The 23338-nt window shown below is 60.8% G+C and carries 24 protein-coding genes and 2 tRNA genes; 14 read left to right on the forward strand and 12 right to left on the reverse strand.

What is annotated here, in order from left to right; all coding sequences use genetic code 11:
- Positions 1–4: 4 nt before the first annotated feature.
- From KI235_RS06225 to recX, 6 genes are all read left to right on the forward strand, one after another.
- The gene (locus KI235_RS06225; protein WP_027912185.1) at positions 5–1021 is read left to right on the forward strand and encodes a contractile injection system protein, VgrG/Pvc8 family; all 1017 of its coding nucleotides are present in this window, start codon (positions 5–7) and stop codon (positions 1019–1021) included.
- Positions 1022–1150: 129 nt separating this feature from the next.
- Positions 1151–1714, forward strand: a complete 564-nt coding sequence (locus KI235_RS06230) for a glycoside hydrolase family 19 protein (RefSeq protein ID WP_013692401.1) — start codon at positions 1151–1153, stop codon at positions 1712–1714.
- On the forward strand, positions 1696–2232 hold the full coding sequence (locus tag KI235_RS06235) for a lysis system i-spanin subunit Rz (RefSeq protein ID WP_013692402.1): 537 nt from the start codon (positions 1696–1698) through the stop codon (positions 2230–2232). The genes KI235_RS06230 and KI235_RS06235 overlap by 19 nt, the downstream gene beginning before the upstream one ends.
- Positions 2233–2303: 71 nt before the next feature.
- Positions 2304–2804: a CinA family protein gene (locus KI235_RS06240; protein ID WP_027912188.1), complete on the forward strand. Its 501-nt coding sequence runs from the start codon at positions 2304–2306 to the stop codon at positions 2802–2804.
- Positions 2805–2887: 83 nt separating this feature from the next.
- A complete protein-coding gene (recA, locus tag KI235_RS06245; protein WP_003198351.1) occupies positions 2888–3940 on the forward strand; it encodes a recombinase RecA in 1053 nt (350 codons plus the stop codon).
- A gap of 8 nt (positions 3941–3948) precedes the next feature.
- Complete coding sequence (gene recX / locus KI235_RS06250) at positions 3949–4416, forward strand: recombination regulator RecX (protein ID WP_003198353.1); 468 nt, start codon at positions 3949–3951, stop codon at positions 4414–4416.
- Positions 4417–4461: 45 nt separating this feature from the next.
- Here the strand turns inward: recX and KI235_RS06255 are convergent, their stop codons facing one another.
- Positions 4462–5580 (reverse strand): TIGR00730 family Rossman fold protein, encoded by a 1119-nt coding sequence (locus KI235_RS06255; protein WP_003198355.1) that lies wholly within the window; start codon positions 5578–5580, stop codon positions 4462–4464.
- Positions 5581–5834: 254 nt separating this feature from the next.
- On the opposite strand from KI235_RS06255, the gene KI235_RS30600 reads away from it, so the two are divergent.
- Together KI235_RS30600 and KI235_RS06260 are read left to right on the forward strand one after the other, a co-directional pair.
- Positions 5835–5960, forward strand: coding sequence for a hypothetical protein (locus tag KI235_RS30600; RefSeq protein WP_256212898.1), 126 nt, complete (start codon positions 5835–5837; stop codon positions 5958–5960).
- Positions 5961–6045: 85 nt separating this feature from the next.
- On the forward strand, positions 6046–6240 hold the full coding sequence (locus KI235_RS06260) for a hypothetical protein (RefSeq protein ID WP_003198357.1): 195 nt from the start codon (positions 6046–6048) through the stop codon (positions 6238–6240).
- Here KI235_RS06260 and KI235_RS06265 read toward each other — a convergent pair whose 3' ends face one another.
- The gene (locus tag KI235_RS06265) at positions 6241–6663 is read right to left on the reverse strand and encodes a quorum-sensing-regulated virulence factor family protein (RefSeq protein WP_003198359.1); all 423 of its coding nucleotides are present in this window, start codon (positions 6661–6663) and stop codon (positions 6241–6243) included.
- 184 nt (positions 6664–6847) lie between these two features.
- On the opposite strand from KI235_RS06265, the gene KI235_RS06270 reads away from it, so the two are divergent.
- From KI235_RS06270 to KI235_RS06280, 3 genes are all read left to right on the forward strand, one after another.
- Positions 6848–7594, forward strand: coding sequence for a tRNA-uridine aminocarboxypropyltransferase (locus KI235_RS06270; protein ID WP_003198361.1), 747 nt, complete (start codon positions 6848–6850; stop codon positions 7592–7594).
- Between the two features lie 213 nt (positions 7595–7807).
- Positions 7808–8461, forward strand: coding sequence for a response regulator transcription factor ErdR (gene erdR, locus KI235_RS06275; protein ID WP_003198362.1), 654 nt, complete (start codon positions 7808–7810; stop codon positions 8459–8461).
- Positions 8462–8533: 72 nt separating this feature from the next.
- On the forward strand, positions 8534–8896 hold the full coding sequence (locus KI235_RS06280) for a diacylglycerol kinase (protein WP_003184792.1): 363 nt from the start codon (positions 8534–8536) through the stop codon (positions 8894–8896).
- Positions 8897–8900: 4 nt separating this feature from the next.
- On the opposite strand, the gene KI235_RS06285 is transcribed toward KI235_RS06280, so the two are convergent.
- Positions 8901–9827, reverse strand: coding sequence for a LysR family transcriptional regulator (locus tag KI235_RS06285; protein ID WP_003198364.1), 927 nt, complete (start codon positions 9825–9827; stop codon positions 8901–8903).
- 121 nt (positions 9828–9948) lie between these two features.
- Between KI235_RS06285 and fpr the strand changes: the two genes are divergently transcribed.
- Positions 9949–10728, forward strand: coding sequence for a ferredoxin-NADP reductase (gene fpr, locus KI235_RS06290; RefSeq protein ID WP_003198368.1), 780 nt, complete (start codon positions 9949–9951; stop codon positions 10726–10728).
- A 209-nt stretch (positions 10729–10937) separates the two neighbouring features.
- On the opposite strand, the gene tsaA is transcribed toward fpr, so the two are convergent.
- The 5 genes from tsaA to rimO all read right to left on the reverse strand — a co-directional run bounded on the left by tsaA (position 10938) and on the right by rimO (position 14997).
- The gene (tsaA, locus tag KI235_RS06295) at positions 10938–11636 is read right to left on the reverse strand and encodes a tRNA (N6-threonylcarbamoyladenosine(37)-N6)-methyltransferase TrmO (protein WP_003198370.1); all 699 of its coding nucleotides are present in this window, start codon (positions 11634–11636) and stop codon (positions 10938–10940) included.
- Positions 11637–11641: 5 nt separating this feature from the next.
- Positions 11642–12103, reverse strand: a complete 462-nt coding sequence (locus KI235_RS06300) for a DUF1456 family protein (protein WP_003198373.1) — start codon at positions 12101–12103, stop codon at positions 11642–11644.
- 57 nt (positions 12104–12160) lie between these two features.
- Complete coding sequence (locus KI235_RS06305; RefSeq protein WP_003198375.1) at positions 12161–12871, reverse strand: rRNA pseudouridine synthase; 711 nt, start codon at positions 12869–12871, stop codon at positions 12161–12163.
- 83 nt (positions 12872–12954) lie between these two features.
- The gene (locus KI235_RS06310; protein WP_003198377.1) at positions 12955–13428 is read right to left on the reverse strand and encodes a GNAT family N-acetyltransferase; all 474 of its coding nucleotides are present in this window, start codon (positions 13426–13428) and stop codon (positions 12955–12957) included.
- A 228-nt stretch (positions 13429–13656) separates the two neighbouring features.
- A complete protein-coding gene (rimO, locus tag KI235_RS06315; RefSeq protein ID WP_003198379.1) occupies positions 13657–14997 on the reverse strand; it encodes a 30S ribosomal protein S12 methylthiotransferase RimO in 1341 nt (446 codons plus the stop codon).
- A gap of 273 nt (positions 14998–15270) precedes the next feature.
- On the opposite strand from rimO, the gene KI235_RS06320 reads away from it, so the two are divergent.
- Entirely contained in the window at positions 15271–17172 is a 1902-nt protein-coding gene (locus tag KI235_RS06320; RefSeq protein ID WP_027912189.1) for a potassium transporter Kup, read from the forward strand.
- A 261-nt stretch (positions 17173–17433) separates the two neighbouring features.
- Here KI235_RS06320 and KI235_RS06325 read toward each other — a convergent pair whose 3' ends face one another.
- The 4 genes from KI235_RS06325 to KI235_RS06340 all read right to left on the reverse strand — a co-directional run bounded on the left by KI235_RS06325 (position 17434) and on the right by KI235_RS06340 (position 21903).
- Entirely contained in the window at positions 17434–18723 is a 1290-nt protein-coding gene (locus tag KI235_RS06325; RefSeq protein WP_003198382.1) for an AcvB/VirJ family lysyl-phosphatidylglycerol hydrolase, read from the reverse strand.
- Positions 18723–21365, reverse strand: coding sequence for a bifunctional lysylphosphatidylglycerol flippase/synthetase MprF (mprF, locus tag KI235_RS06330; RefSeq protein ID WP_013692407.1), 2643 nt, complete (start codon positions 21363–21365; stop codon positions 18723–18725). Before mprF ends, KI235_RS06325 begins: the two co-directional genes overlap by 1 nt.
- 153 nt (positions 21366–21518) lie before the next feature.
- Positions 21519–21595: transfer RNA gene (locus tag KI235_RS06335), tRNA-Met, on the reverse strand.
- A 231-nt stretch (positions 21596–21826) separates the two neighbouring features.
- Positions 21827–21903 (reverse strand) — tRNA-Met (locus tag KI235_RS06340).
- Positions 21904–22190: 287 nt separating this feature from the next.
- Here KI235_RS06340 and dinB point away from each other — a divergent pair.
- The gene (dinB, locus tag KI235_RS06345) at positions 22191–23252 is read left to right on the forward strand and encodes a DNA polymerase IV (protein ID WP_003198386.1); all 1062 of its coding nucleotides are present in this window, start codon (positions 22191–22193) and stop codon (positions 23250–23252) included.
- Positions 23253–23338 lie beyond the last annotated feature (86 nt).

Here is a 23338-nt window from a genome sequence, read left to right on the forward strand (position 1 = left end):
CAACATGTCACTGGGTTTCACGCCTGCGGTGGAAATTTATGGTGCGAACGCCGCACTGCTCAACGAACGCCTGCTCAAGTGGGAGCATGTCGACGCGGCGGGTATCGAGTCCGATCAGCTGACGCTCACCATCAGCCTGGACGGTCTGGAAGGGTTGCCCAGCCTGGGCGGGAAGATCGGTCTGCGGGTCGGTTATCTGGAGTCGGGGCTGGTGGATAAAGGCGAGTTCGTCATCACCCGGCGCACGCCGTTCCTGTTTCCGCTGCAACTCGTGCTGGTGGCCATGGCGGCGCCATTCAGTGCTGCGGACCAGACCGGGTTCAAGCAGCGCCGATCCGTCAGCCATGGCCCGACCACACTGGGGGCGCTGTTTCGTCAGTTGACCTCCAGGCACGGGTTTTCCCCCCGCGTGGCGCCGGACCTGTCGCTGATCAAAATCGAGCACATCGACCAGACCAACGAAACCGACATGGGTTTCCTCACGCGCCTGGCCCACCGTTATGACGCCGTCGCCAAGCCGATCAACGAGTTGTATGTGCTGGCTCGGCGCGGTCAGGCGAAGTCGTTGTCGGGCAAGGTCCTGCCCGAGATGAAATTGTCGGTGACGACGAATAATCGCCCGGGCGACCACGCCTTCATTTCGGCCAAGTTTGATGAAACCGCCCGGGCCAAGTACCAGGGCTGCAAGACCCGGTGGTGGGATGCGGCGGCCGGCAAGCTGAAGGTCGAGGAGAGCGGCATCGCGCCGTTCAAGACCCTGCGCCAGCGCTTCCAGAGCGCAGACGATGCCCGTGCCGCTGGAGAAGGCGAGGTACGCCGGATGGAGCGCGAAGCACTCAAGGTGACCATCGAGTGCCCTGGCAACCCGGGGCTGTCCGCCGAGGGCATCGTATTGCTGGATCCCACCTGGCCGGATTTCATGCGCGGTCGCTGGTCGATCGACAAGGTCACCGCCAGTGGCGACCGGGAAAAAAGCTACCGCTGCTTGATTCATGCAACCTGCCTGGATGCCAAGGCCTGACCCCAATCCCCTGTGGGGCTTGCTCGCGATTGCGATATGACATTCGACATCTCCATTGCCTGACACACCGCAATCGCGAGTCCCCCCGTTGGCCGGGCATTTCAATAACGTGTTTTCGATGACCTGAACATGGACCTTACGCAGCAGCAACTTATCAACATCATGCCCAACGCCCGCACCCAAGCGGGCGTTTTTATTTCCGCGCTGAACACCGCCATGTCCCACTATCGTATCGACACACCCAAACGCATGGCCGCGTTCCTGGCCCAGGTCGGTCATGAGTCGGGACAATTGCGTTATGTACGCGAGCTGGGCGGCGAGCAATACCTTAGCAAGTACGATACCGGAACCCTGGCTGTTCGCCTGGGCAACTCGCCCCAGGCTGACGGCGACGGGCAGAAGTATCGCGGCCGAGGACTGATCCAGATAACCGGCCGTGACAATTACCTTCGCTGCAGTCAGGGGCTGTTCGGCGACGAACGCCTGCTGGCCTTGCCTGAGCTTCTTGAACAGCCGCAATGGGCCAGCGAGTCCGCCGCTTGGTTCTGGGAGCAGAACGGCTTGAACGAACTGGCCGACCGCGATCAGTTCAACAGCATCACCCGGCGTATCAACGGCGGTTTGAACGGCTTGGAGGAGCGTCTGCAGCTCTGGGCCCGGGCGAAGGCGGTGTTATGCCAACCTTCGACCTGATGCCTTTTTCGTCTCGCGCCCTGGGCATTGTGGTGCTGCTCGCGCTGCTGGCCGGCGGTTCGGCGATGCTCGCGTGGCAGTTCCAGGACTGGCGTTACGGACAGCAGTTGGCCCGACTCGCACAGTCCCAGGCCGAGACGCTTAATCAAATGACCCAAGCGGCCGCGACGCAGCAAAAGGCCGAGCAAGACAAGCGCCTGGCCCTGGAGCAGCAGCTCGCCGCCAGCGAACAAACCCATTACAGAGCTTTGAACGATGCCCAACGTGACCAGGATCGTCTGCGCGATCGCCTTGCTACTGCCGATGTACGGCTGTCAGTCCTCCTCGACGCCGACGATGTTGCCGCCGGTTGTGCAGTGCCTGCCGCCTCCCGCGCCAGCGGCCTGGATCATGGCGCCCCACGCGCCCGACTTGACCCGGCGCATGCTCAACGAATTATCGCCATCACCGACGCCGGTGATCGCGGACTGATTGCCTTGCAGGCCTGTCAGGCCTATATCAGAGCGCTGGGTCGGTAATCCCTCGAGCCTTGCAAGCTTCCATTGCTCGTGTACGGTAGGCCTCAATTGCGTGGAATCAGGAGAGCACCATGGACGACATTACCGAACTGGCCGCTGAGTTGGGCAGGCGCCTGCAGTTGCTCAATGCCCACGTCACCACGGCCGAATCCTGCACGGGCGGCGGGATCGCCGAGGCGATTACCCGGATTCCCGGGAGTTCGGCCTGGTTCGAGGCCGGTTTTGTCACTTATTCCAATCGCCAGAAGACCCAGCAGTTGGGCGTACCGGCCGAGTTGTTCGGTACGGTAGGGGCGGTCAGCCGCGAGGTGGTCGAGGCCATGGTGCGAGGTGCCCAGCATAAAAGCCTGGCGCGTTTTGCCGTGGCGGTCAGCGGTGTAGCGGGGCCGGACGGTGGTTCGCCGAACAAGCCGGTGGGCACGGTGTGGCTGGCCTGGGGCGTTGGCGAGACGGTGATCAGCGAGCAGCGATTCTTTGCAGGCAACCGCGACGAGGTCCGCCGACAAACGGTGAAGGCCGCGCTAGAGGGGCTGCTGCAACATGCCGCTGTAGAAATCTCAAATCAGGGGTAGGCGATCCTCAATCGCTGTGGAATAATACTGGCTACTTATACAGGTGTTGGCCGTCAGGCCTTATTGATTACGTGAGGACTTTAATGGACGACAACAAGAAGAAAGCCTTGGCTGCGGCCTTGGGTCAGATCGAACGTCAATTCGGCAAGGGTGCCGTAATGCGTATGGGCGATCAGGACCGTCAGGCTATTCCTTCCATCTCCACCGGCTCCCTGGGCCTGGACATTGCGCTTGGCATCGGCGGCCTGCCAAAAGGCCGAATCGTTGAAATCTACGGTCCTGAGTCTTCCGGTAAAACCACACTGACCCTGTCCGTGATCGCCCAGGCCCAAAAAGCCGGTGCGACCTGCGCCTTCGTCGATGCTGAACACGCCCTGGACCCGGAATACGCCGGCAAACTGGGGGTCAACGTCGACGACCTGCTGGTTTCCCAGCCGGACACCGGCGAACAGGCCCTGGAAATCACCGACATGCTGGTGCGTTCCAACGCGGTTGACGTGATCATCGTCGACTCCGTGGCGGCACTGGTGCCGAAGGCTGAAATCGAAGGTGAAATGGGCGACATGCACGTCGGCCTCCAGGCTCGCCTGATGTCCCAGGCCCTGCGCAAGATCACCGGTAACATCAAGAATGCCAACTGCCTGGTGATCTTCATCAACCAGATCCGTATGAAGATTGGCGTGATGTTCGGCAGCCCGGAAACCACCACCGGTGGTAACGCGCTGAAGTTCTACGCCTCGGTTCGCCTCGACATCCGCCGTACTGGCGCGGTGAAAGAAGGTGATGAGGTTGTCGGCAGCGAAACCCGCGTCAAGGTCGTGAAGAACAAGGTGGCTTCGCCGTTCCGTCAGGCCGAGTTCCAGATTCTTTACGGCAAGGGCATCTACCTCAATGGCGAGATGATCGACCTGGGTGTATTGCACGGTTTCGTCGAGAAGTCGGGCGCCTGGTATGCCTACAACGGTACCAAGATCGGTCAGGGCAAGGCCAACTCGGCCAAGTTCCTGGCGGATAACCCGGAAGTCGCCGCCGCCCTTGAGAAGCAACTGCGTGACAAGCTGTTGAGCCCGGTGGCAGACGTCAAGTCCGTGGCTAATCGCGAGACCGCTGACGACCTGGCTGACGCTGACATCTGATCGATTCGATGACCGTCGTACTCGATACCCTCGTCGCGGTGCGGCGAACAGCAATGGACCTGCTCGCCAGGCGCGAGCACGGTCGAGTCGAGCTGACGCGTAAGCTGCGTCAGCGCGGCGCTCCCGATGAGTTGATCGACACAGCCCTCGACCGTTTGACCGAAGAGGGCTTGCTGTCGGAGTCCCGTTACCTGGAAAGCTTTGTCTCTTATCGCGCTCGCTCCGGTTATGGTCCTTTGCGAATTCGTGAGGAACTGGGCCAGCGTGGTTTGCAACGCCCGGATATCGAACTTGCCTTGCGCGAAAGCGGTATCGATTGGCAGGAGCAACTGACGGACACCTGGCGCCGCAAGTTCTCAGGACATTTACCTATCGATGCACGGGAACGAGCCAAACAAGGGCGTTTCCTGGCGTATCGAGGCTACTCCATGGAAATGATCAACCGCTTGTTCAGCGGTCGCGGTATGGATGACTAAACAAAAACGGCCTGCTATTTCGATAGCAGGCCGTTTTTTATGGGCTCAGGTTACCTTGATCGGCTCCCATGTGAGGGGATGGGGTTTTTGGGCGGGCTGGGCCCAGTTTTCCGGCAGGTTGATGTAATCCACCAGCTCCCTCAAGCGACCGTGATCCCGAGCGTTGAAGGCAAACGCCAGTCGCGTCAGATGACTGAACTGGGCTTCGTCGTGCTCTTCACCGCTGTAGTCATGTTGATGAAAACAGTCATTCAGGCACAAATCGGCGAACTCTCTCTGCATCTGTTGCAGCGCTTGTTCATTTAGCTTGTGATTCATGCGGATCACGAACTGATGCTTGAGCCAGCGACTGGAGTGGAAGTTGCGGTAGAACCGGTTGATCTCTTCCACGGCCTCTTCGGCGTTGTATACCAGGCGCATCAGCTTCATGTCGGTGGGCAGGATGTAGCGGTTTTCCTCCAATTGCTCGCGGATAAAGTTCAGGGCTCCTTGCCAGAACTTGCCGCCCGGGACATCCAGCAGGACCACCGGCACCAGCGGGCTCTTGCCTGTCTGTACCAGCGTCAGGACTTCCAGCGCTTCATCAAGCGTGCCGAAACCGCCGGGGCAGAGCACCAGTGCGTCGGCCTCTTTGACGAAAAACAGTTTACGGGTGAAGAAGAAGTGGAACGGCAGCAGGTTCGGCGTGCCTTCAACGGTCGGATTTGCGTGTTGCTCGAAAGGCAGGGTGATATTGAATCCCAGGCTGTGGTCACGCCCTGCGCCTTCATGGGCGGCGGCCATGATGCCACCGCCGGCGCCGGTGATGACCATCATGTCCGAGCGGGCCAGTGCAGCCCCCAGCTCTCGGGCCAGGCCATACAGTGGATGTTCGATAGGCGTTCGGGCCGAGCCGAAGACCGTGACCTTGCGCCGGCCCTTGAACTGCTCGAGGGTACGGAAGGCGTGTTCCAGTTCCCTCAGGGCTTGTAGCGTGATCTTGGCATTCCAACGGTTGTGATCTTCCTGGGCCATGCGCAGCACAGTCAGGATCATGTCTCGGTAAATGGGGAGGTTGGGGCTGTTGGGGGAGACCAGGTTGAGTTGTTCTTCGACCTTGCGGGTGAGGTCGTGGCCGTGGTTCTCAAAATGACGACTGAGCAGGTCATTCGGTTTGTAAGGCATTCAGCTTCTCCTTCTTAACAGGACCCCGGCCCGGACGAGAGATTCATCGAGGCCACGACACTCCGTGTGTCGTTGTCAGCCCAGGCATCGGCCTGGAGGGCGACCTGGCTTGACGCGGTCTGCAGCAAGGCGACCAAGCCATCCAGCGGGTTCTGCTTTTCCCTTTGATAAAAACAATCACACGCCAAGGTGTTGGCCGGGCAGCCTCTTTCTGCCCGATGAAAAGACTATGGATACTTTGAATCTAGACCGTCATGCCGATCTTTGCTGCCTTGATCATGGCGCTCAAAAGTGACCGTTGGCAACCGCTGATACATGCCCTGAACTATCGCACCGCTCGTCAGATCGCCGGCCGGGTGCGTGCCGCTCTGATTTACTGATAACAAGCGTGCCAATGCAATTTGACGCCCAGGGTTGGGTGCCACGTGATGGATTGAAGCGGATCGGGGCAGGGAGGCGGGAGAAATGACCAGGGTCACTCTGGAGCTCGACAGGCAGTTGTACTTGATGCTGTTGGAATCGGCACAGGCCAATCGGGTGAGTCTTGAGGAAGAATGCTGTCGTCGGCTGGGAGGGCGAGCATGGCGCTCGCGTTACTTGCAGGCGCTGGTGGCGGAGTTGCGCGCCGACGATGAGCAGCGGCGCGCAAGCTCAGGTTGATTACTTCTTCGTCTTGGCCGGTTTCGGGCAATCCGATTCCTGGAAGCGCTCGGTCGCGACCGGGCGGTTGGTCTTAACCTCGGTGAACTCGTAGCGCATGGTTGCGCCCTTGGCCATCAACTTGCGGAAACCTGGATTGGTGCACACCGTAGAGCCCAACTGGAAATATACAGCCTTGGGGTCTGCGCGCATTTTCTGGGCGTGACTGCTTTGCACGCTGAGGTGGTTGATCAGCTCGGTGCCTTCGACGGTATAACCCTGGTCGAGAATGTCTTCGTTGATCGCCCGCGGCGTACCGACGCTACTTTCCTTGGCGACGTTCTGCAGCATCTTGTTCAGTTCGAGTTCTTTCAGCGAAGCAGCCTGAGCGCTGAAGGACGTCGCCAGCAGAACGGCAACGGTAGGGACGATAAGGCGCAGCATGAAACTCTCCTGGTTCAGTGACTGGTGGTTCGACCGATCACATGACTGTGCGTTCAGTGGCGGGGAATTATAGGGGAGCCCGGGCGGACGGTACAGGCTCGTGCGCTCTGGTAGACTGCCGGCCTTTATTGCCCTGCCGAGTGTTGTTCGTGTCGAGTTTTCCTGTCTGTCGGCGTTGCCCATGATGAATCACGCCCCTAACGCCGTAGCCCGCTTGCGCGACCAGCGCATCGATGAAGGGATCAGGCCGATCCAGGCCCGTGGCTGGCGCGCGCCCCGTTGCAGCGCCTGCCGAGTGATCGAGAGCCATTGCCTGTGCGCCTGGCGTCCGAGTGTCGAGACCCGCTCCGGGGTCTGCCTGATCATGACCAACAAGGAAGTGTTCAAGCCGAGCAACACCGGTTGGCTGATTGCCGATGTGGTGCGCGACAATCACGCGTTCATCTGGTCGCGCACCGACGTCGACGAGCAACTACTGGCGCTGCTGAACGATCCGCAATGGCAACCGTACCTGGTGTTTCCGGGCGAATACGTCGAGCCATCGCGAGTTACCCACACGGTTGACCTCGATCATTCCAAGCGCCCGCTGTTCATTCTGCTGGATGCGACCTGGACCGAGGCGCGGAAGATTTTTCGTAAAAGCCCGTATTTCGACCGACTGCCGATCCTGAGCCTGCTGCCCGACAGACTGTCGCGTTACCGTCTGCGCCGTTCGACCCGCAGCGAGCACCTGTGCACCGCCGAAGTGGCGGCATTGTGTCTGGAGCTGGCGGGGGACAGCGATGCCGCTTCGGCCCTGGACGCCTATTTCGATGTGTTCAGCCAGCATTACCTGGGCGCCAAGGGCCAGCAGGAGGTGAACGTGTCGACCCCGGCCCACGCCGAGTTGCAACCCTTTATCCGTACGCCGCAAGCAGTATTGGCCCAATAGTGGCCCATACTGGACACTGTGGCGGCTGTGCTGCTTGACCACCCCGGCTTCGCTGGGCATGCTTGGCGCCGACCAGGGCGCCGCCAATGTTTGAAACGCCGTGTTTGGCGTTGAATGTGCCCCTGTGGATGCTGCTGCATGGCGGTGTCTTGAGTTGTCTTGGCGAGGCGCGAATGCATCGGGCCTGCCATTAAAAACAGGATCATTTGAAAAATGGCCACATACGAAATCCTGATTGCCGATGACCACCCGCTCTTTCGCAGCGCGTTGCATCAGGCTGTGACCCTGGGCCTCGGCCCGGCTGTCCGGTTGACGGAGGTGGCCAGTATCGCGGAACTGGAGGTCCAGTTGACGGCGAAGGCCGATTGGGACCTGGTGCTGCTGGACCTGAACATGCCCGGCGCTTATGGCTTTTCAGGGCTGGTGCTGTTGCGGGGCCAATACCCGCAGATCCCTGTGGTCATGGTCTCGGCCCAGGAAGAAGCCTCGGTGATGGTCAAGGCCCGGGAGTTCGGTGCCAGCGGATTCATACCCAAGTCCAGTTCCCTTGAGATGATTCAGAAGGCCGTGAAGGCCGTCCTGGACGGCGATGTCTGCTGGCCGCCCCAGGCGTTCGAAGCGGTGAGCGTGTCCGAGGAAGCCAAGGCCGCCAGCGAAGGGCTGGCCAGCCTCACGCCGCAGCAGTTCCGGGTGTTGACCATGGTCTGCGAAGGCTTGCTGAACAAGCAGATTGCCTACGAACTGAACGTGTCGGAGGCCACCATCAAGGCCCACGTCACGGCGATTTTTCGTAAACTGAACGTGCGCACCCGGACCCAGGCGGCCTTGCTGCTGCAACAACTTGAGTCAATTTCGCCGCAGGCTTAGTGTTCCGGTTCACGCTTTTTTGACCGGGTTTGCATTAGCTTCTCCACTCCTTTTCGATCAGTTGCCCACTCTATGTCACCTTTTAAAGGCCAGACCGGCCTGAAACGCATCCTCAACGCCTCCGGCTATTCCTTGGACGGCCTGCGTGCAGCTTTTGTCGGCGAAGCGGCTTTCCGTCAGTTGGTGCTGCTCAACGTCGTGTTGATTCCGTTGTCATTCTTCCTGAACGTCAGTCGTGTCGAGCAGGCGCTGCTGATTGCCGTGTGCCTGTTGGCATTGATCGTGGAATTGCTCAACTCGGCGGTGGAGGCGGCTATCGACCGCATCTCCCTGGAGCTGCACCCATTGTCAAAAAACGCCAAGGACATGGGCAGCGCCGCCCAGTTCGTCGCCCTGACGATGATCGCGTTGGTGTGGGGCGTGGTGCTGTTGTAACGGCTCAGGCAATGGTCGGCAGCACGATTTCGTCGCTGCGCTGGGCTCCGGCGGTGAAAGCCCGGCACAGCTCGAGGAATTCGCGCATGGCCGAGGTCTGATACTTCTGTTTATGCCAGATGAAATAAAACTGTCGCGCCAGGTCCATGTCCGGTGTTTCCACTGCGACGAGGCTGCCGCGGCGGAAAGCGTCGCGCAGGGCCAGGCGTGAGATGCAGCCAATGCCCAGGCCGGATTCCACGGCGCGCTTGATCGCTTCGGTGTGTTCCAGCTCCAGGCGGATATTCAGCGCGCTGCGGTGGTGACGCATGGCCTGGTCGAAGGTCAGGCGCGTGCCGGAACCCTGTTCCCGTAGAATCCACGCCTCATGGGTCAGTTCCTCCATGGTCGCCTGGCCGCGCTTGGCCAGCGGGTGTTGAGGAGCGCAGAACACCACCAGTTCGTCCTCGACCCAGCTCTGTACCTCGATGTCCGGATGGCTGCAGTCACCTTCGATTAGACCCAGATCAATTTCATAGTGGGCAACCTGGTGCACGATATTGGCAGTGTTCTGCACGTGCAGCTTCACTTGGCTTTCTGGATGGCGCTGCATGAAACCGCCGATCAACAAGGTCGCCAGGTAATTGCCGATGGTCAGGGTGGCACCGACCGCCAGTGAGCCGAAACCGGACTTGCCATTGAGCAGGTCTTCGATTTCCTTGGCCTGGTCCAGCAGCGCCACTGCCTGGGGCAGCAGTTGTTTGCCCAGGGCGTTGAGACTCAGGCGCTTGCCGGCACGGTCGAACAATTGGCAGCTCGATTGCCGCTCCAGTTCGGTGATGGAGGTGCTGGCCGCCGACTGCGACAGATTGAGATGGCCCGCGGCGCGAGACACGCTTTCTTGCTGGGCGACGGCGACGAAGACTTGAAGTTGACGGAGAGTAAATCGCATATCGATATAACCGATAACCCTTATCTTAATAATCCATTTAACAGATATTGTCGCCGCCATTAGAATGCGATGCAATTGCGCAGATTATCGGCGCAGGCATTCTTCCCAGGAGTCCCCGTACATGAGCAACATGAACCACGAGCGTGTCCTCAGTGTTCATCACTGGAACGACACTCTGTTCAGCTTCAAGTGCACCCGCGATCCGGGCCTGCGCTTCGAGAACGGTCAGTTCGTGATGATCGGCCTGCAACAGCCCAATGGCCGCCCGCTTATGCGCGCTTACTCGATTGCCAGCCCGAACTGGGAAGAGCATCTCGAATTCTTCAGCATCAAGGTGCCTGATGGTCCGCTGACTTCCCAGCTGCAACACCTGAAGGAAGGCGACGAGATCATCATCAGCAAGAAACCCACCGGCACCCTCGTGCTGGACGATCTCAAGCCTGGCAAGCATTTGTACCTGCTCAGCACCGGTACTGGCCTGGCGCCGTTCATGAGCGTCATCCAGGATCCGGAAACCTATGAGCGTTTCGAAAAAGTGATCCTGTGCCACGGCGTGCGTTACGTCAATGAAGTCGCTTACCGCGAGTTCATCACCGAACACTTGCCGCAGAACGAGTTCTTCGGCGAAGCGCTGCGTGAAAAGCTGATCTACTACCCGACCGTGACGCGCGAGCCGTTCGAGAACGAAGGCCGCCTGACCGACCTGATGCGCAGCGGCAAGCTGTTCCGCGACATCGGCCTGCCACCGATCAACCCGCAGGACGACCGCGCCATGTTGTGCGGCAGCCCGAGCATGCTCGACGAGACCAGCGAAGTGCTCAACAGCTTCGGCCTGACCGTTTCGCCGCGTATGCGCGAGCCGGGTGATTACCTGATCGAGCGGGCGTTTGTAGAGAAGTAAGCCTCGGTTTATGCGATGGCTGACCGAAAGCTATCGCGATCAGGCTCGCTCCCACAATGGAGCATGTGTGACCACACACTCTTGTAGTCACTGCAGATCAAATGTGGGAGCGAGCCTGCTCGCGATGGTAGCGACTCGGTCCAAATGACAGACCAAAAAAAGCCCGCGCCGCCTGATAAAGGCCGCGCGGGCTTTTTCGTTTCTGGTGTCTACGGTTTCGCCGGAATCACTTCCAACACCCGAATCAACCCCGCCTGCGGGTAATGCCAACGAACATCCAGGTCCCAGAACTGCGCGCCATATTCCCGTTCGGCGGTAGGAACCTGGTACGCCGGGCGCGGGTCTTGGGCCAGGCATTGTTCAATCAGCTCCACCAGGGGCTCTCCCAGGCGCGTGGCGTGCTCGCGCGCTTGAAGCAGGGCAGTGTCCGCCCATTGCACCGGAATCAATTCAGGCGCTGCGCTGGCGATGCTGTTGGAAGCCGAGCCGATGATGTCGGCGTAGGGCACGTAGGGCTTGATGTCCAGCACCGGTGTGCCGTCCAGCAAGTCGATACCCGAGATCCACAGCCGCCCGGCTTCGATCCGCTCCAGCTTAACTACCGACTGGCCGATGCCGTTGGGGCGGTGGGTGGCGCGGGTGGCGAACACGCCCATGGACTTGTTGCCGCCCAGGCGCGGCGGGCGCACTTTCAACCGCGGCTTGTCTTCCAGCGCCTGGTGGAACAGGAACAGCAGCCAGACATGGCTGACCTGCTCCAACCCCTGCACTGCCTCGCCCTGATCAAACGGCGCCACCAGCTCCAGCACACCACGTGCGGCCGGCGCCAACTGCGGTTGGCGGGGGATGGCGAACTTCTCCTTGAAGCAGGAGCGGACGAAGCCGATGGGGGAGACGTTGTAAGTCACGGGTGTCAGCCGCGAACGCGCAGCGTCAGGCCCTTGAGGAAATTGCGCAGCAACTGGTCGCCACACGGGCGGTAGTTGGTGTGGCCGAACTTGCGGAACAGCGCGCTCAGTTCCGGCTTGGACACCGGGAACTCGGCGGCCTTGAGGATGGCGTGCATGTCGTCTTCCTTCAGCTCGAACGCCACTCGCAGTTTCTTGAGGATGATGTTGTTGGTCACCGGCACTTCGATCGGCTGCGGCGGACGGCTTTCGTCCTTGCCACGCTTGAAGATCACCAGGCCATCGAGAAAATGCGCCATGACCTCGTCAGGGCAGAATACGAAGCCTTCTTCCTCGTCTTTCTTGAGGTAGCCCGTCAGGTCCGCCAGGGAGACTTCCAGGCCGCCCAGCTTGATGATCTCGATGACTTTCTTGTCGCTGATGTCGAGCATGTAGCGCACGCTGCGCAGTACGTCGTTGTGAATCATGTGTGCAGTCCTGATCAATCGGCAGTGGGCGCCCCGGTTCGGTGCGGCGCCGGAAAATTAGAATTTCTCTTTGGCAGACAGGTAGCGCCACTGGCCCAGCGGCACCTTGCCGATGGACACGCCGCCGATGCGAATGCGGCGAATGGCGACGACCTTGAGCCCGACCGCCTGGCAAAACAGAGCGATCACGCCGGGCTGCGGGTTTTTCATGGCAAAGCGCAGGCGGTTCTCGTTCTGCCAGCTGGCCTTGACCGCCGGCAGTTCCTTGCCCTTGTAGGTCAAGCCATGGTTCAGGCGATTGAGGCCATGGGCGACCATCTCGCCTTCGACTTCCACCACGTATTCCTGCTCGATCTTGGCGGCGTCGGCGGTGAGCTTGCGCAAGATTTTCCAGTCCTGGGTGAACACCAGCAGCCCGCTGGCGTTGGCCTGCAGGTCGGCGCTGGCGGTCAGGCGCAGGAAATGGCCCTTGAGCGGGCGTTTGCCGAAGCGATGTTCTTCGCTCAGGGTCTGCGGTCCGAGGGAGGCCATGGCAGTGTCCACATCCGTGCCGGCCGGGACGTTGAGCAGGAGCGTCACCGGTTCCGGCGCGGTGGCCTTGGCCTCGGGGTCGAGTTCGACCTTCTGGGTGGTGACCTTGAACTGCGGCTCATCGATCACTTCGCCATCCACGGTGACCCAGCCGCCCTCGATGAACAGCTCAGCCTCCCGACGGGAACAGCCGACGAGTTCGATGAGGCGTTTGGAGAGACGAATCGGGTCAGTCATGACGGGGGCCGTAACAAAAAGAGGGTGGGCATTGTACCTGCCTGGCGCCGGTTAATCGCGGGTCCATTTGCCTCATGCCGCTTTTAGCCGCGCCCAGCCTTCAGGTCGGGCTGCTTGTAGCGCATGTGCAGCAGCGGGTAGGGTTGGTTCATGCCATCTTTTGCCGAACGCCCGACCACTTCGAAGCCTTGCTTGAGGTAAAAGCCCAGGGCTTGCGGGTTCTGCTCGTTGACGTCCAGTTGATCGGCGTTCAGGTGTTCCATGGCGTAGCGCAGCAGTTGCTTGCCCAGGCCCTGGCCACGGTGCTGCGGGTCGATGAAGAGCATCTCGATCTTGCCGGCCGCGACGCCGGCGAAACCGGTGATCCGCTGGCGCGCGTCCCGGGTGCAGATGAGCATCACCGCATCCAGGTAACGGGTGAGCACCAGGTTTTTCAGCAGCTCGATGTAGCTGTCCGGCAGGAAGTCGTGGGTGGCGCGTACCGACGCCTCCCACACCTGGGTCAGTTCCTGGTAATCGCTCGGTTTCGGTGTGTGGATGACCGAATGCTGACGCATGCCCGCCTGTTCCTTGTGCTGGATATCTCCATACGATAGCTGCAAAAAAGCCCCGCATCTTGTGATGATGACGGGGCTTTTCAATTTTTCGGCTTGTGAAAGCACCTGTGGGAGCCGAGCTTGCTCGCGATGGCGTCGTGTCAGCCAATATTGATGTTGGCTGATGCACCGCTATCGCGAGCAAGCTCGGCTCCCACAGGTATCACATTGAGTCTGTGAAGCCGCGGATCAACCGATCTGCTCAGCCCACAAATCGTACTCATCGGCGTCGGTCACCTTGCACCAGACTTTGTCGCCCGGCTTGAGGTTGCTGCCATTGTCGATGAAGACGTTGCCGTCGATTTCCGGGGCGTCGAAGAAGCAGCGGCCCACGGCGCCTTGCTCGTCCACTTCATCCACCAGCACTTCGATTTCACGGCCGATGCGCATTTGCAGGCGCGCCGAGCTGATGGCCTGCTGGTGCGCCATGAAGCGCTCCCAACGGTCCTGCTTGACGTCGTCCGGCACCACGTCCAGGTCCAGGTCGTTGGCCGGTGCGCCTTCGACAGGGGAGTACTGGAAGCAGCCGACGCGGTCGAGCTGGGCTTCGGTCAGCCAGTCCAGCAGGTACTGGAAGTCTTCCTCGGTTTCACCGGGGAAGCCGACGATGAACGTCGAACGGATAATCAGGTCCGGGCAGATCTCGCGCCAGTTCTTGATGCGGGCCAGGGTCTTGTCTTCGAACGCCGGGCGCTTCATGGCCTTGAGGACTTTCGGGCTGGCGTGCTGGAACGGGATGTCCAGGTACGGCAGGATCTTGCCGGCGGCCATCAGAGGGATCAGTTCGTCGACGTGCGGGTATGGGTAGACGTAATGCAGGCGGACCCAGACGCCGAGGGTGCTGAGGGCTTCGCACAGTTCGGTCATGCGGGTTTTCACCGGCGCGCCGTTCCAGAAACCGGTGCGGTATTTCACGTCGACGCCGTAGGCGCTGGTGTCCTGGGAGATCACCAGCAGTTCCTTGACGCCGGCCTTGACCAGGCGCTGGGCCTCGTCGAGCACATCGCCCACCGGGCGGCTCACCAGCTTGCCGCGCATCGACGGGATGATGCAGAAGCTGCAGCTGTGGTTGCAGCCTTCGGAAATCTTCAGGTAGGCGTAGTGGCGCGGGGTCAGCTTGATGCCTTGTGGCGGCACCAGGTCGATCAGCGGGTTATGGTCCTGGCGTGGCGGCACCACGTCGTGCACGGCGTTGACCACCTGCTCGTACTGCTGCGGACCGGTCACGGACAACACGCTCGGGTGCACGTTGCGGATGTTGCCTTCTTCCACACCCATGCAGCCGGTGACGATGACCTTGCCGTTTTCCTTGATGGCTTCGCCGATCACTTCCAGGGATTCGGCCTTGGCCGAGTCGATGAAGCCGCAGGTGTTGACCACGACCACGTCGGCGTCCTGATAGGTGGACACAACGTCATAGCCTTCCATGCGCAACTGGGTCAGGATGCGCTCGGAGTCGACCAGAGCCTTCGGGCAACCCAGGGATACGAAGCCAACCTTCGGATTGGCTGGCGCGGTAGTGGTGGACATGTCTAACCTCGGTGTAGGGGGATCGTCTCTTGCCGAGACAGGGCGCCTGGCGCGCCTCTGATCAAAAAGTGCGCAATTCTATCTGTGGCCGGGCTGCTTGACCAGCTTTATACCGGGAAATGCGACGAGTGCTGCGCTATGCTTCGCGCCTTTGCGTTCTGACGATTGCTACAGTCAACAAAACGTCTGTAACAATACGTAAAACAGCGCATGCTGCCTCAACAAAGCATAGTGCTTCGTTCAAGAAGCCAGGTCTGGAATCAGGAGTGTTGGATGGGTCATGCAAGTAGTCAGGCGGTGGGTGCCGAGCATTCGGCAGCGAAACCGCTGAGCATGCTGGTCGCGGCGGTCGGAGTGGTTTATGGCGACATCGGCACGAGCCCACTGTACACCCTCAAGGAAGTGTTTTCCGGTGCCTACGGCGTACCTGTCAACCACGATGGGGTGCTGGGGATCCTCTCGCTGATTTTCTGGTCGCTGATCTGGGTCGTGTCGATCAAGTACATGATGTTCGTCCTGCGCGCCGATAACCAGGGTGAGGGCGGGATCATGGCGCTCACCGCCCTGGCGCGGCGGGCAGCGGCGGGGCGGGCGCGGTTGCGCAAATTGCTGGTGGTCTGCGGCTTGATCGGGGCGGCGTTGTTCTATGGCGACAGCATGATCACCCCGGCGATTTCCGTGCTCTCGGCGATCGAAGGCGTTGGCCTGGCGTTCGAGGGCATCGATCATTGGGTCGTGCCACTGTCCTTGGTCGTGCTGGTAGGGCTCTTTATCATCCAGCGCCACGGTACCGCACGGATCGGCATCCTGTTCGGCCCGATCATGGTCACCTGGTTCCTGGTGCTCGGCGCGCTCGGTGTCTACGGCATCAGCCAACACCCGGAAGTGTTGCAGGCGTTGAACCCAGTCTGGGCCGTGCGTTTCTTCGTCGTCCATTCGGGCATGGGCGTGGCGATCCTCGGCGCCGTGGTGCTGGCGCTGACCGGTGCCGAAGCGCTGTACGCCGACATGGGCCACTTCGGGCGCAAACCCATTGCACGGGCCTGGTTCATCCTGGTGCTGCCGGCGCTGGTACTCAATTATTTCGGTCAGGGCGCGTTGTTGCTGGGTGACCCGGAAGCGGCGCGCAACCCGTTCTATCTGTTGGCACCGAGCTGGGCGCTGATTCCGCTGGTGGGTCTGTCGACCCTGGCCACGGTGATCGCTTCGCAAGCGGTGATTTCCGGCGCATTCTCCCTGACGCGCCAGGCGATCCAGCTCGGCTACATCCCGCGCATGTATATCCAGCACACCTCCAGCGCCGAGCAGGGCCAGATCTACATCGGTGCGGTGAACTGGTCACTGATGGTTGGCGTGGTGCTGCTGGTGCTGGGTTTCGAATCTTCCGGCGCATTGGCTTCGGCCTATGGCGTGGCCGTGACCGGTACCATGCTGATGACCACGATCCTGGTCTCGGCGGTCATGCTGTTGTTGTGGAAATGGCCGCCGCTGCTGGCGGTGCCGGTATTGATCGGTTTCCTGCTGGTCGATGGCCTGTACTTTGCCGCTAACGTGCCGAAAATCGTTCAGGGCGGCGCTTTCCCGGTGATCGCCGGTATCGCCTTGTTTGTGTTGATGACCACCTGGAAGCGCGGCAAGCAATTGCTGGTGGAGCGCCTGGACGAAGGCGCGCTGCCGCTGCCGATCTTCATCAGCAGTATTCGCGTGCAACCGCCCCATCGCGTACAGGGCACCGCCGTGTTCCTGACCGCACGTTCGGACGCCGTGCCCCATGCGCTGTTGCACAACCTGCTGCACAACCAGGTGCTGCATGAGCAAGTGGTGCTGCTGACGGTGGTGTACGAAGACATCCCCCGGGTACCGCCGCAGCGGCGCTTCGAGGTCGATGCCTATGGCGAAGGCTTCTTCCGGGTGATCCTGCATTTTGGCTTCACCGACGAGCCGGACGTCCCGCAGGCACTCAAGCTCTGCCATCTGGATGACCTGGACTTCAGCCCGATGCGCACCACCTACTTCCTCAGCCGCGAAACGGTCATCGCGTCGAAACTCGAAGGTATGGCGCGCTGGCGCGAGGCGTTGTTCGCCTTCATGTTGAAGAACGCCAACGGCAATCTGCGCTTCTTCAATCTTCCGTTGAACCGGGTGATTGAACTGGGGACGCAGGTGGAGATGTAGCGACCAGAAAACAAAAAGCCCTCGTTGCCTTGCGGCGGCGGGGGCTTTTTTGTCGGTCGCACAAATGCAAGATGACCAGTGAACCTTTGTGGGAGCGAGCCTGCTCGCGATGGTTGTGGGTCAGTTGGCAGTTATGTTGACTGTGCTGCCGTCATCGTGAGCAGGCTCGCTCCCACAAGGGGCCCTATGTGCAGTCGAGCTGGCACAAAAAAGCCCCGGTAACCGTAAGGTTGCCGGGGCTTTTCTCTGTTCTGCGTCAGATCACTGTTCGGTTGTCTTGTTCTGCCGCTTGTTGATCTCATCGATCAGGCGCTTGGCCAGGGCCGGGTAATTTTCGTCGAAGTGGTGGCCGCCAGGCAGCTTGATGGCCTCGCCCACGGCGGTCTTGTCGGTACAGCCGCTTTCGTCGGCTTCTTCACCGCCGTAGATGCACACCACTTTCTCGGCTGGCAGCTTGGCCATTTCCGGGCCGGTGGCGGCTTCCGTGCCGGCGTTACCGAGCCAGCCTTCGACTTCGATCTCGAAGCTGCCTGTGCGGGCGAAAGCCAGCAGGATGATCGCATCGACCCGCTGTTGTTCGGTGGCTGGCAGGCGATTGTAGATGGCTGGCAACACGTCGGCACCGAAGGAGTAGCCGGTCAGGACGAAGCGCTTGGTGCCCCAGACCTGACGGTAGTGCTGCATCAGTTCGGTCAGATCCGCCGCGCTTTGCTCCGGGCTCTTGTGCTGCCAGTAGTAGCGCAGGGTGTCGATGCCGACCACTGGGTAGCCAATCTTGGCCATTTCATCGGCCACGTCGCGGTCCAGGTCGCGCCAGCCGCCGTCTCCGGAGAGAAACAGGGTCACGGTATCCCGCGTCTGGCTGGCTGGGACTTCCACCACCGGGATGCTCAGGCCACCCTTGGCCTTGTCAGTGCCGACCAGGATCTTGCGCAGCTCGTTGTTCAGTACTTGCGGCAGGTTGATGTCGTAGTCGCTGATGCTGGTCTCGGCATTCCGCTGATCGCGTACGAAGCCGGCGCTGGTGTCGTCGGGGTTATCGTTCCAGGCCACCAGCCAGTGGCCGTGGGCTGCGCTTTTGGGCAGCAAGTGTGTGCAGCCGGGTTTTTCCAGGGCCAGGTCCACCGACACGGCCTTGGCCTTGTCATCCTTCTGCTCGGCCAGCCAGCGCCAGGCCAGCACGGCGCCAGGGCCGATGCCGCTGACCAGCGTGGCTGGCCCTTGGAGCTGCCGCAGGCCCGTCTGCAGGGCGCGACCTTGCAACATGCAGTCCTTGGGCAGGATCACTTGGACGATCTGCGCCGAGCCGCTGCGGCTGAGGGTCGTCAACTGCGTGTCGCTGAGCTTCTGGTCCTCATTGACCGCCACCAGCACCTGGGCGCGCGGCTTGGTGCCGGGGATGACCCGCGTCATCGCCACGCCATCGGTGGGCGCCAGCTGTTCCAGGGTTGGTTGCGGGGCCGGGCGTTTCAAGTACCAGTAACCGCCACCGAGAATTACCGCCAGCACCAGCAGGGCGGCCACTACGTATCGCCAGGAGCGTTGCATCATCAGCGTTTCACCAATCCAGTCAGGCCGCCTGCAATCAGGGCGGCGGTATCAGCCAGCGCCACCAGCGGATCGAGTCCGGCGGGCACGGCCATGTAGCGAGGTTCCCAGTCAGGCTGGAATTTGTCTTTGAAGCGGCGCAGCCCCTGGAAGTTATAGAGCTGCTCGCCACGGCGGAAAACCATCGAACCCAGGCGTTGGGTCAACGGTGCGCCGCGACGCGGTTGCAGGCCCGACAGCGGGACCATGCCGAGGCTGAAGCGGGCGTAGTCATGGTTTTTGTAATGCTGGATGAGGCCGACCATCATGAATTCCATGGTCAGTTTCGGGGCTTCGGGGTGGGCGCGCATCAGGTCGAGGCTGGCCAGTTCGTGACTGTGGGTTTCCAGCAGGTTGGCGAACGCCACCGGCCGGCCCTCGAAACGAATTACCGCGATGCGAAAATGCTTGAGGTAGTCATCGCTGAAACGGCCCAGGGAGAAACCTTTCTCACGCACGTTCTTGCCGGTCAGCCAGGCATCGGAAATGACCTTGAGCTCATCCATCGGCGCCTGGCCCGGTTCGTGGATCTCCAGTGACAGGCCGTCACGGGTGCCGCGGTTCCAGGTGTAGCGCAGGTCCTTCATCTCCTTGCCCTTGGCTTCGAGATCGAAACGCTTGAGGTCGACCCGTGCTTCCTCGCCCAGCTTGATGGCTGTCAGGCCGATGTCCATGTAGTACGGCAGGTTCTCGGCACGTACCTGATAGAACACGGGGCGGGCATGGTGGATGTCACACAGGTCGCGGAACTGCCAGATCATTTCAGCCCGTTGCTGGGTAGGACCGATCGGGTCGTACAACGCCACCAGGCTGCGACCACGGCGGGCGTACATCAGGAACGCTTCGTCGTTGGGGTGAAACAGCAACGCCTTGTCGCCGGTCAGGGCCAGGCCGCCGTCGGGTTGCGAAGACGTCATGAGAATCGTCTTGGCCCGCTCCAGTTCTTCTGTCGTCGGCAAATGGATCACCGGTCGCGCGGTGCGCAGCAACCAGGTCAGGGACACCACCACCAGCAGCACCGCGGCGCCCAGCAGGGAGCGCAGGCCGCGAGGGGCGTCGGCGTCGAGAGTGAACTGCCACCAGAGTTGATGGCTGTAGGGCACATCCTGGTAAGCAAACAGCAGCAGCCAGATCGACGCGCCGAGCACGCAGATACTGGCGATCAGGAACAGCGGGGAAAAGGGCAGTTCAGTCAGGCGACTCGGACGATAGAAGGAGCGCCGGAACACCGCCAGCAGGGTGGCCGTCAGCGTCAGTAGCGTGGCTTCTTCCCAGTCAAAACCCTTGAGCAGCGAGAGCAGGGCGCCGACCAGGAGCAAGACCGTGGTCAGCATCCAGGCGGCCGACAGGCGACGGCGCAGGCCTTGGGCGAGCAACAGGCACAACACGCCCACCAGGCTGGCGCCGAAGTGCGAAGCGTCGACCAGCCGATGAGGGATAAGGAAGCCGATGTGCTCCAGGCGGGTGTCGATTTCCGGCGTTACCCCGGAAAACAACAGCACGACACCTGAGAGGAACACCAGCACCGCCAGGATTGGCGCCGCGAAACCCGATGCCGCCCGCAGGGTCTGGCGCGTCTGGAACAGCCGTTGCGCCTCATTGATCAGCAACAGTACGCAGGCCACCAGCATCGGCAGCAGCACGTAGATCAAGCGATACAGCAACAGCGCGGCGGCCAGTGGCGCGGCCCCGAGTTTGTCGGCGAACGCGGCCAGCAGGATCGCTTCGAACACCCCGACACCGCCCGGTACATGGCTGAGCACCCCGGCAGCCAGCGCCAGCAGGTACACCAGCAGGAAGGCGCCGAACGGCGGCGCTTCGGGCAGCAACAGATACAACACGGTGGCGGCGGCGGCGACATCCAGCGCGGTGATTACCAATTGCAGGAAGGTCAGGCGTCGGCCCGGCAGGCGCAGCGTGCGGCGCCCGGCTTTTACCAGCAGGCTGTCGCGATGAGGCTGTTCCGGCAGGCGTCGACGATAGATGCCGACGGCCAACACGCTGGTGAGCAGCAGCACCGCGACGGAAATGGTCCCCAGCAAAGCCGCAGGCAGGTGCAGCGCGGTGGACGCGGCGGGCAGGTTGCTGAGCGTCGCCAGGGCCGCCAGCGGCGGCAACGCGCAGCCCAGGGACAGGCTGGCGAACAGCGTCATGTGGGCGACATCCGAGGCCCCCAGGCCATGACGCGCATACAGACGGTAGCGAACCGAGCCGCCCGACAGCAGTGACAGGCCAATGGCATTGCCGATGGCGAACGCGGTGAATCCACCCAGGACCATGGTTTGTGGCGGCAGTGTCACCCCGGCATAACGGCTGGCGGACCACTCGTAGCCTAAAAGAATGATGAAGCCGGCTACCGTGGCGGCGATCGCGCCCAGCAGGGCCGGTCGTGGCACTTCCAGAATTGAATCATGCAGGGCGTAAAGATCGAGCTCGCTCAGCAAGTGGCGACAGGCAATCAAGGCAATCGCAAACAGCAGCAACGTTACCGCGAGACCAATAGGCTGGCGGTATTGACTGATCCGATCCAGCCAGCGCAATCGTTCGGCCTTGATCGGTTGTGTCGCAGTAACAGGGTCTTGCGGGTCAGACGAGTGGGCGCGCATCAATCACCTCTTGAGCTATGCGCGACAGGATGGGGGTATCCAGCCAAGTTACCAATCCCCGCGGAGGAAAATAATTACAAAATCTTTGTAATGTAGGGCTTTTTTCGCCAGACACAAAAAAGGCCACTCTTTCGAGCAGCCTTTCTTGATATTTGGTTGCGGGAGCCGGATTTGAACCGACGACCTTCGGGTTATGAGCCCGACGAGCTACCAGACTGCTCCATCCCGCGTCTGTGTGGCGGCATTCTACAGGCGAACGCCCGAGTGTCAACCGTTAAAAGGTAATGGGCTCAAATAAACCCTCGATCCGCCCCTTGTCTTCCTAAACGCTCGGAATTTAAAGGAAATTGTCCTACAACTGGTTGTGGGTAGGGTGGCGTAGGCGGCGACTCTCTGATCAGGCAGTCAAAAACGGGCACGCACAAAAAAGGCCACTCTTTCGAGTAGCCTTTTTTGATGTTTGGTTGCGGGAGCCGGATTTGAACCGACGACCTTCGGGTTATGAGCCCGACGAGCTACCAGACTGCTCCATCCCGCGTCTGTGTGGCGGCATTCTACAGAGAATCGCGCGGCTGTCAACCCTGGCTATATAAAAAACTGTTCCGCTTCAAGTGCTTAGCCTTGGAGAAAGGCATTGTGACAGCGCTGTGACGCAAGCCTGGCAAGGGCTGAAGCTCTATTGGAGGCTTCATTGCGATTGAAGAAGTAAATTTGTGTAGGCACTTTCGGGTCTCGACGAAGGATCTTTTAAACTACTGGTGCTATATACAGGTGCCGGTGCGATACTGGTGGCCCCGATTCGTCGCACACTCTGCTGCTTTATTTATGACGCAACGTAAGATCATCCATGTCGACTGTGACTGTTTCTACGCCGCCATCGAGATGCGCGATGACCCGCGGCTGGCCGGCAAACCCTTGGCGGTGGGAGGTTCGGCGGATCGGCGGGGCGTGATTGCCACCTGTAACTACGAAGCGCGGGCCTACGGAGTGCGCTCGGCCATGTCTTCCGGCCACGCCTTGAAGCTTTGCCCGGACCTCACCATCGTCAAGCCACGAATGGATGCCTATCGGGAAGCGTCGAAGGAAATTCATACGATTTTCAGCGATTACACTGACCTGATCGAGCCGCTGTCGCTGGACGAGGCCTACCTGGACGTCTCCGCCAGTGCCCATTTCGGTGGCAGCGCCACGCGCATCGCCCAGGATATTCGTCGGCGGGTTTCCAACCAGTTGCACATCACTGTGTCCGCAGGCGTCGCGCCGAACAAGTTCCTGGCCAAGATCGCCAGTGACTGGAAAAAGCCCAACGGGTTGTTCGTCATCACCCCCGACCAGGTCGATGACTTTGTTTCGGCCCTGCCGGTCAGCAAGCTCCACGGTGTTGGAAAGGTCACCGCCGATAAGCTGAACCGACTCGGCATCGTCGATTGCCTGCAGTTGCGCCAATGGGACAAGTTGGCGCTGGTGCGCGAATTTGGCAGTTTCGGTGAGCGGCTCTGGAGCCTGGCTCGTGGGATCGATGAGCGGCTGGTGCACAACGACAGCCGACGTCAGTCCATCAGTGTGGAAAACACCTACGATGTCGACCTGCCCGACCTGGTGAGTTGCCTCGCCAAGCTGCCGGAACTGATGGAAACCCTCAACGGACGCATGGCGCGGATCGACAGCAGTTATCGACCGGGCAAGCCGTTCGTCAAAGTGAAATTCCACGACTTCACCCAAACCACACTGGAACAGGCCGGGGCAGGGCGGGACCTGGGCAGCTACCAGCTGCTGTTGACCCAGGCGTTCAACCGGGGCGGCAAGCCGGTGCGGTTATTGGGGATAGGGGTGCGGCTGGAGGATTTGCGCGGTGGGTTTGAGCAGTTGGAGTTGTTTGAGCGGTGAGGCTGACGATGAGCCCCTGCTTGGCGCGGTCCTGTTGGCAAGGGAATCCTGTGGGAGCAAAGCTTGCTCGCGATGGCATCCTTGAG

The organism is Pseudomonas sp. St386 (assembly GCF_018325865.1).
GTDB classification, from domain to species: domain Bacteria; phylum Pseudomonadota; class Gammaproteobacteria; order Pseudomonadales; family Pseudomonadaceae; genus Aquipseudomonas; species Aquipseudomonas brassicacearum.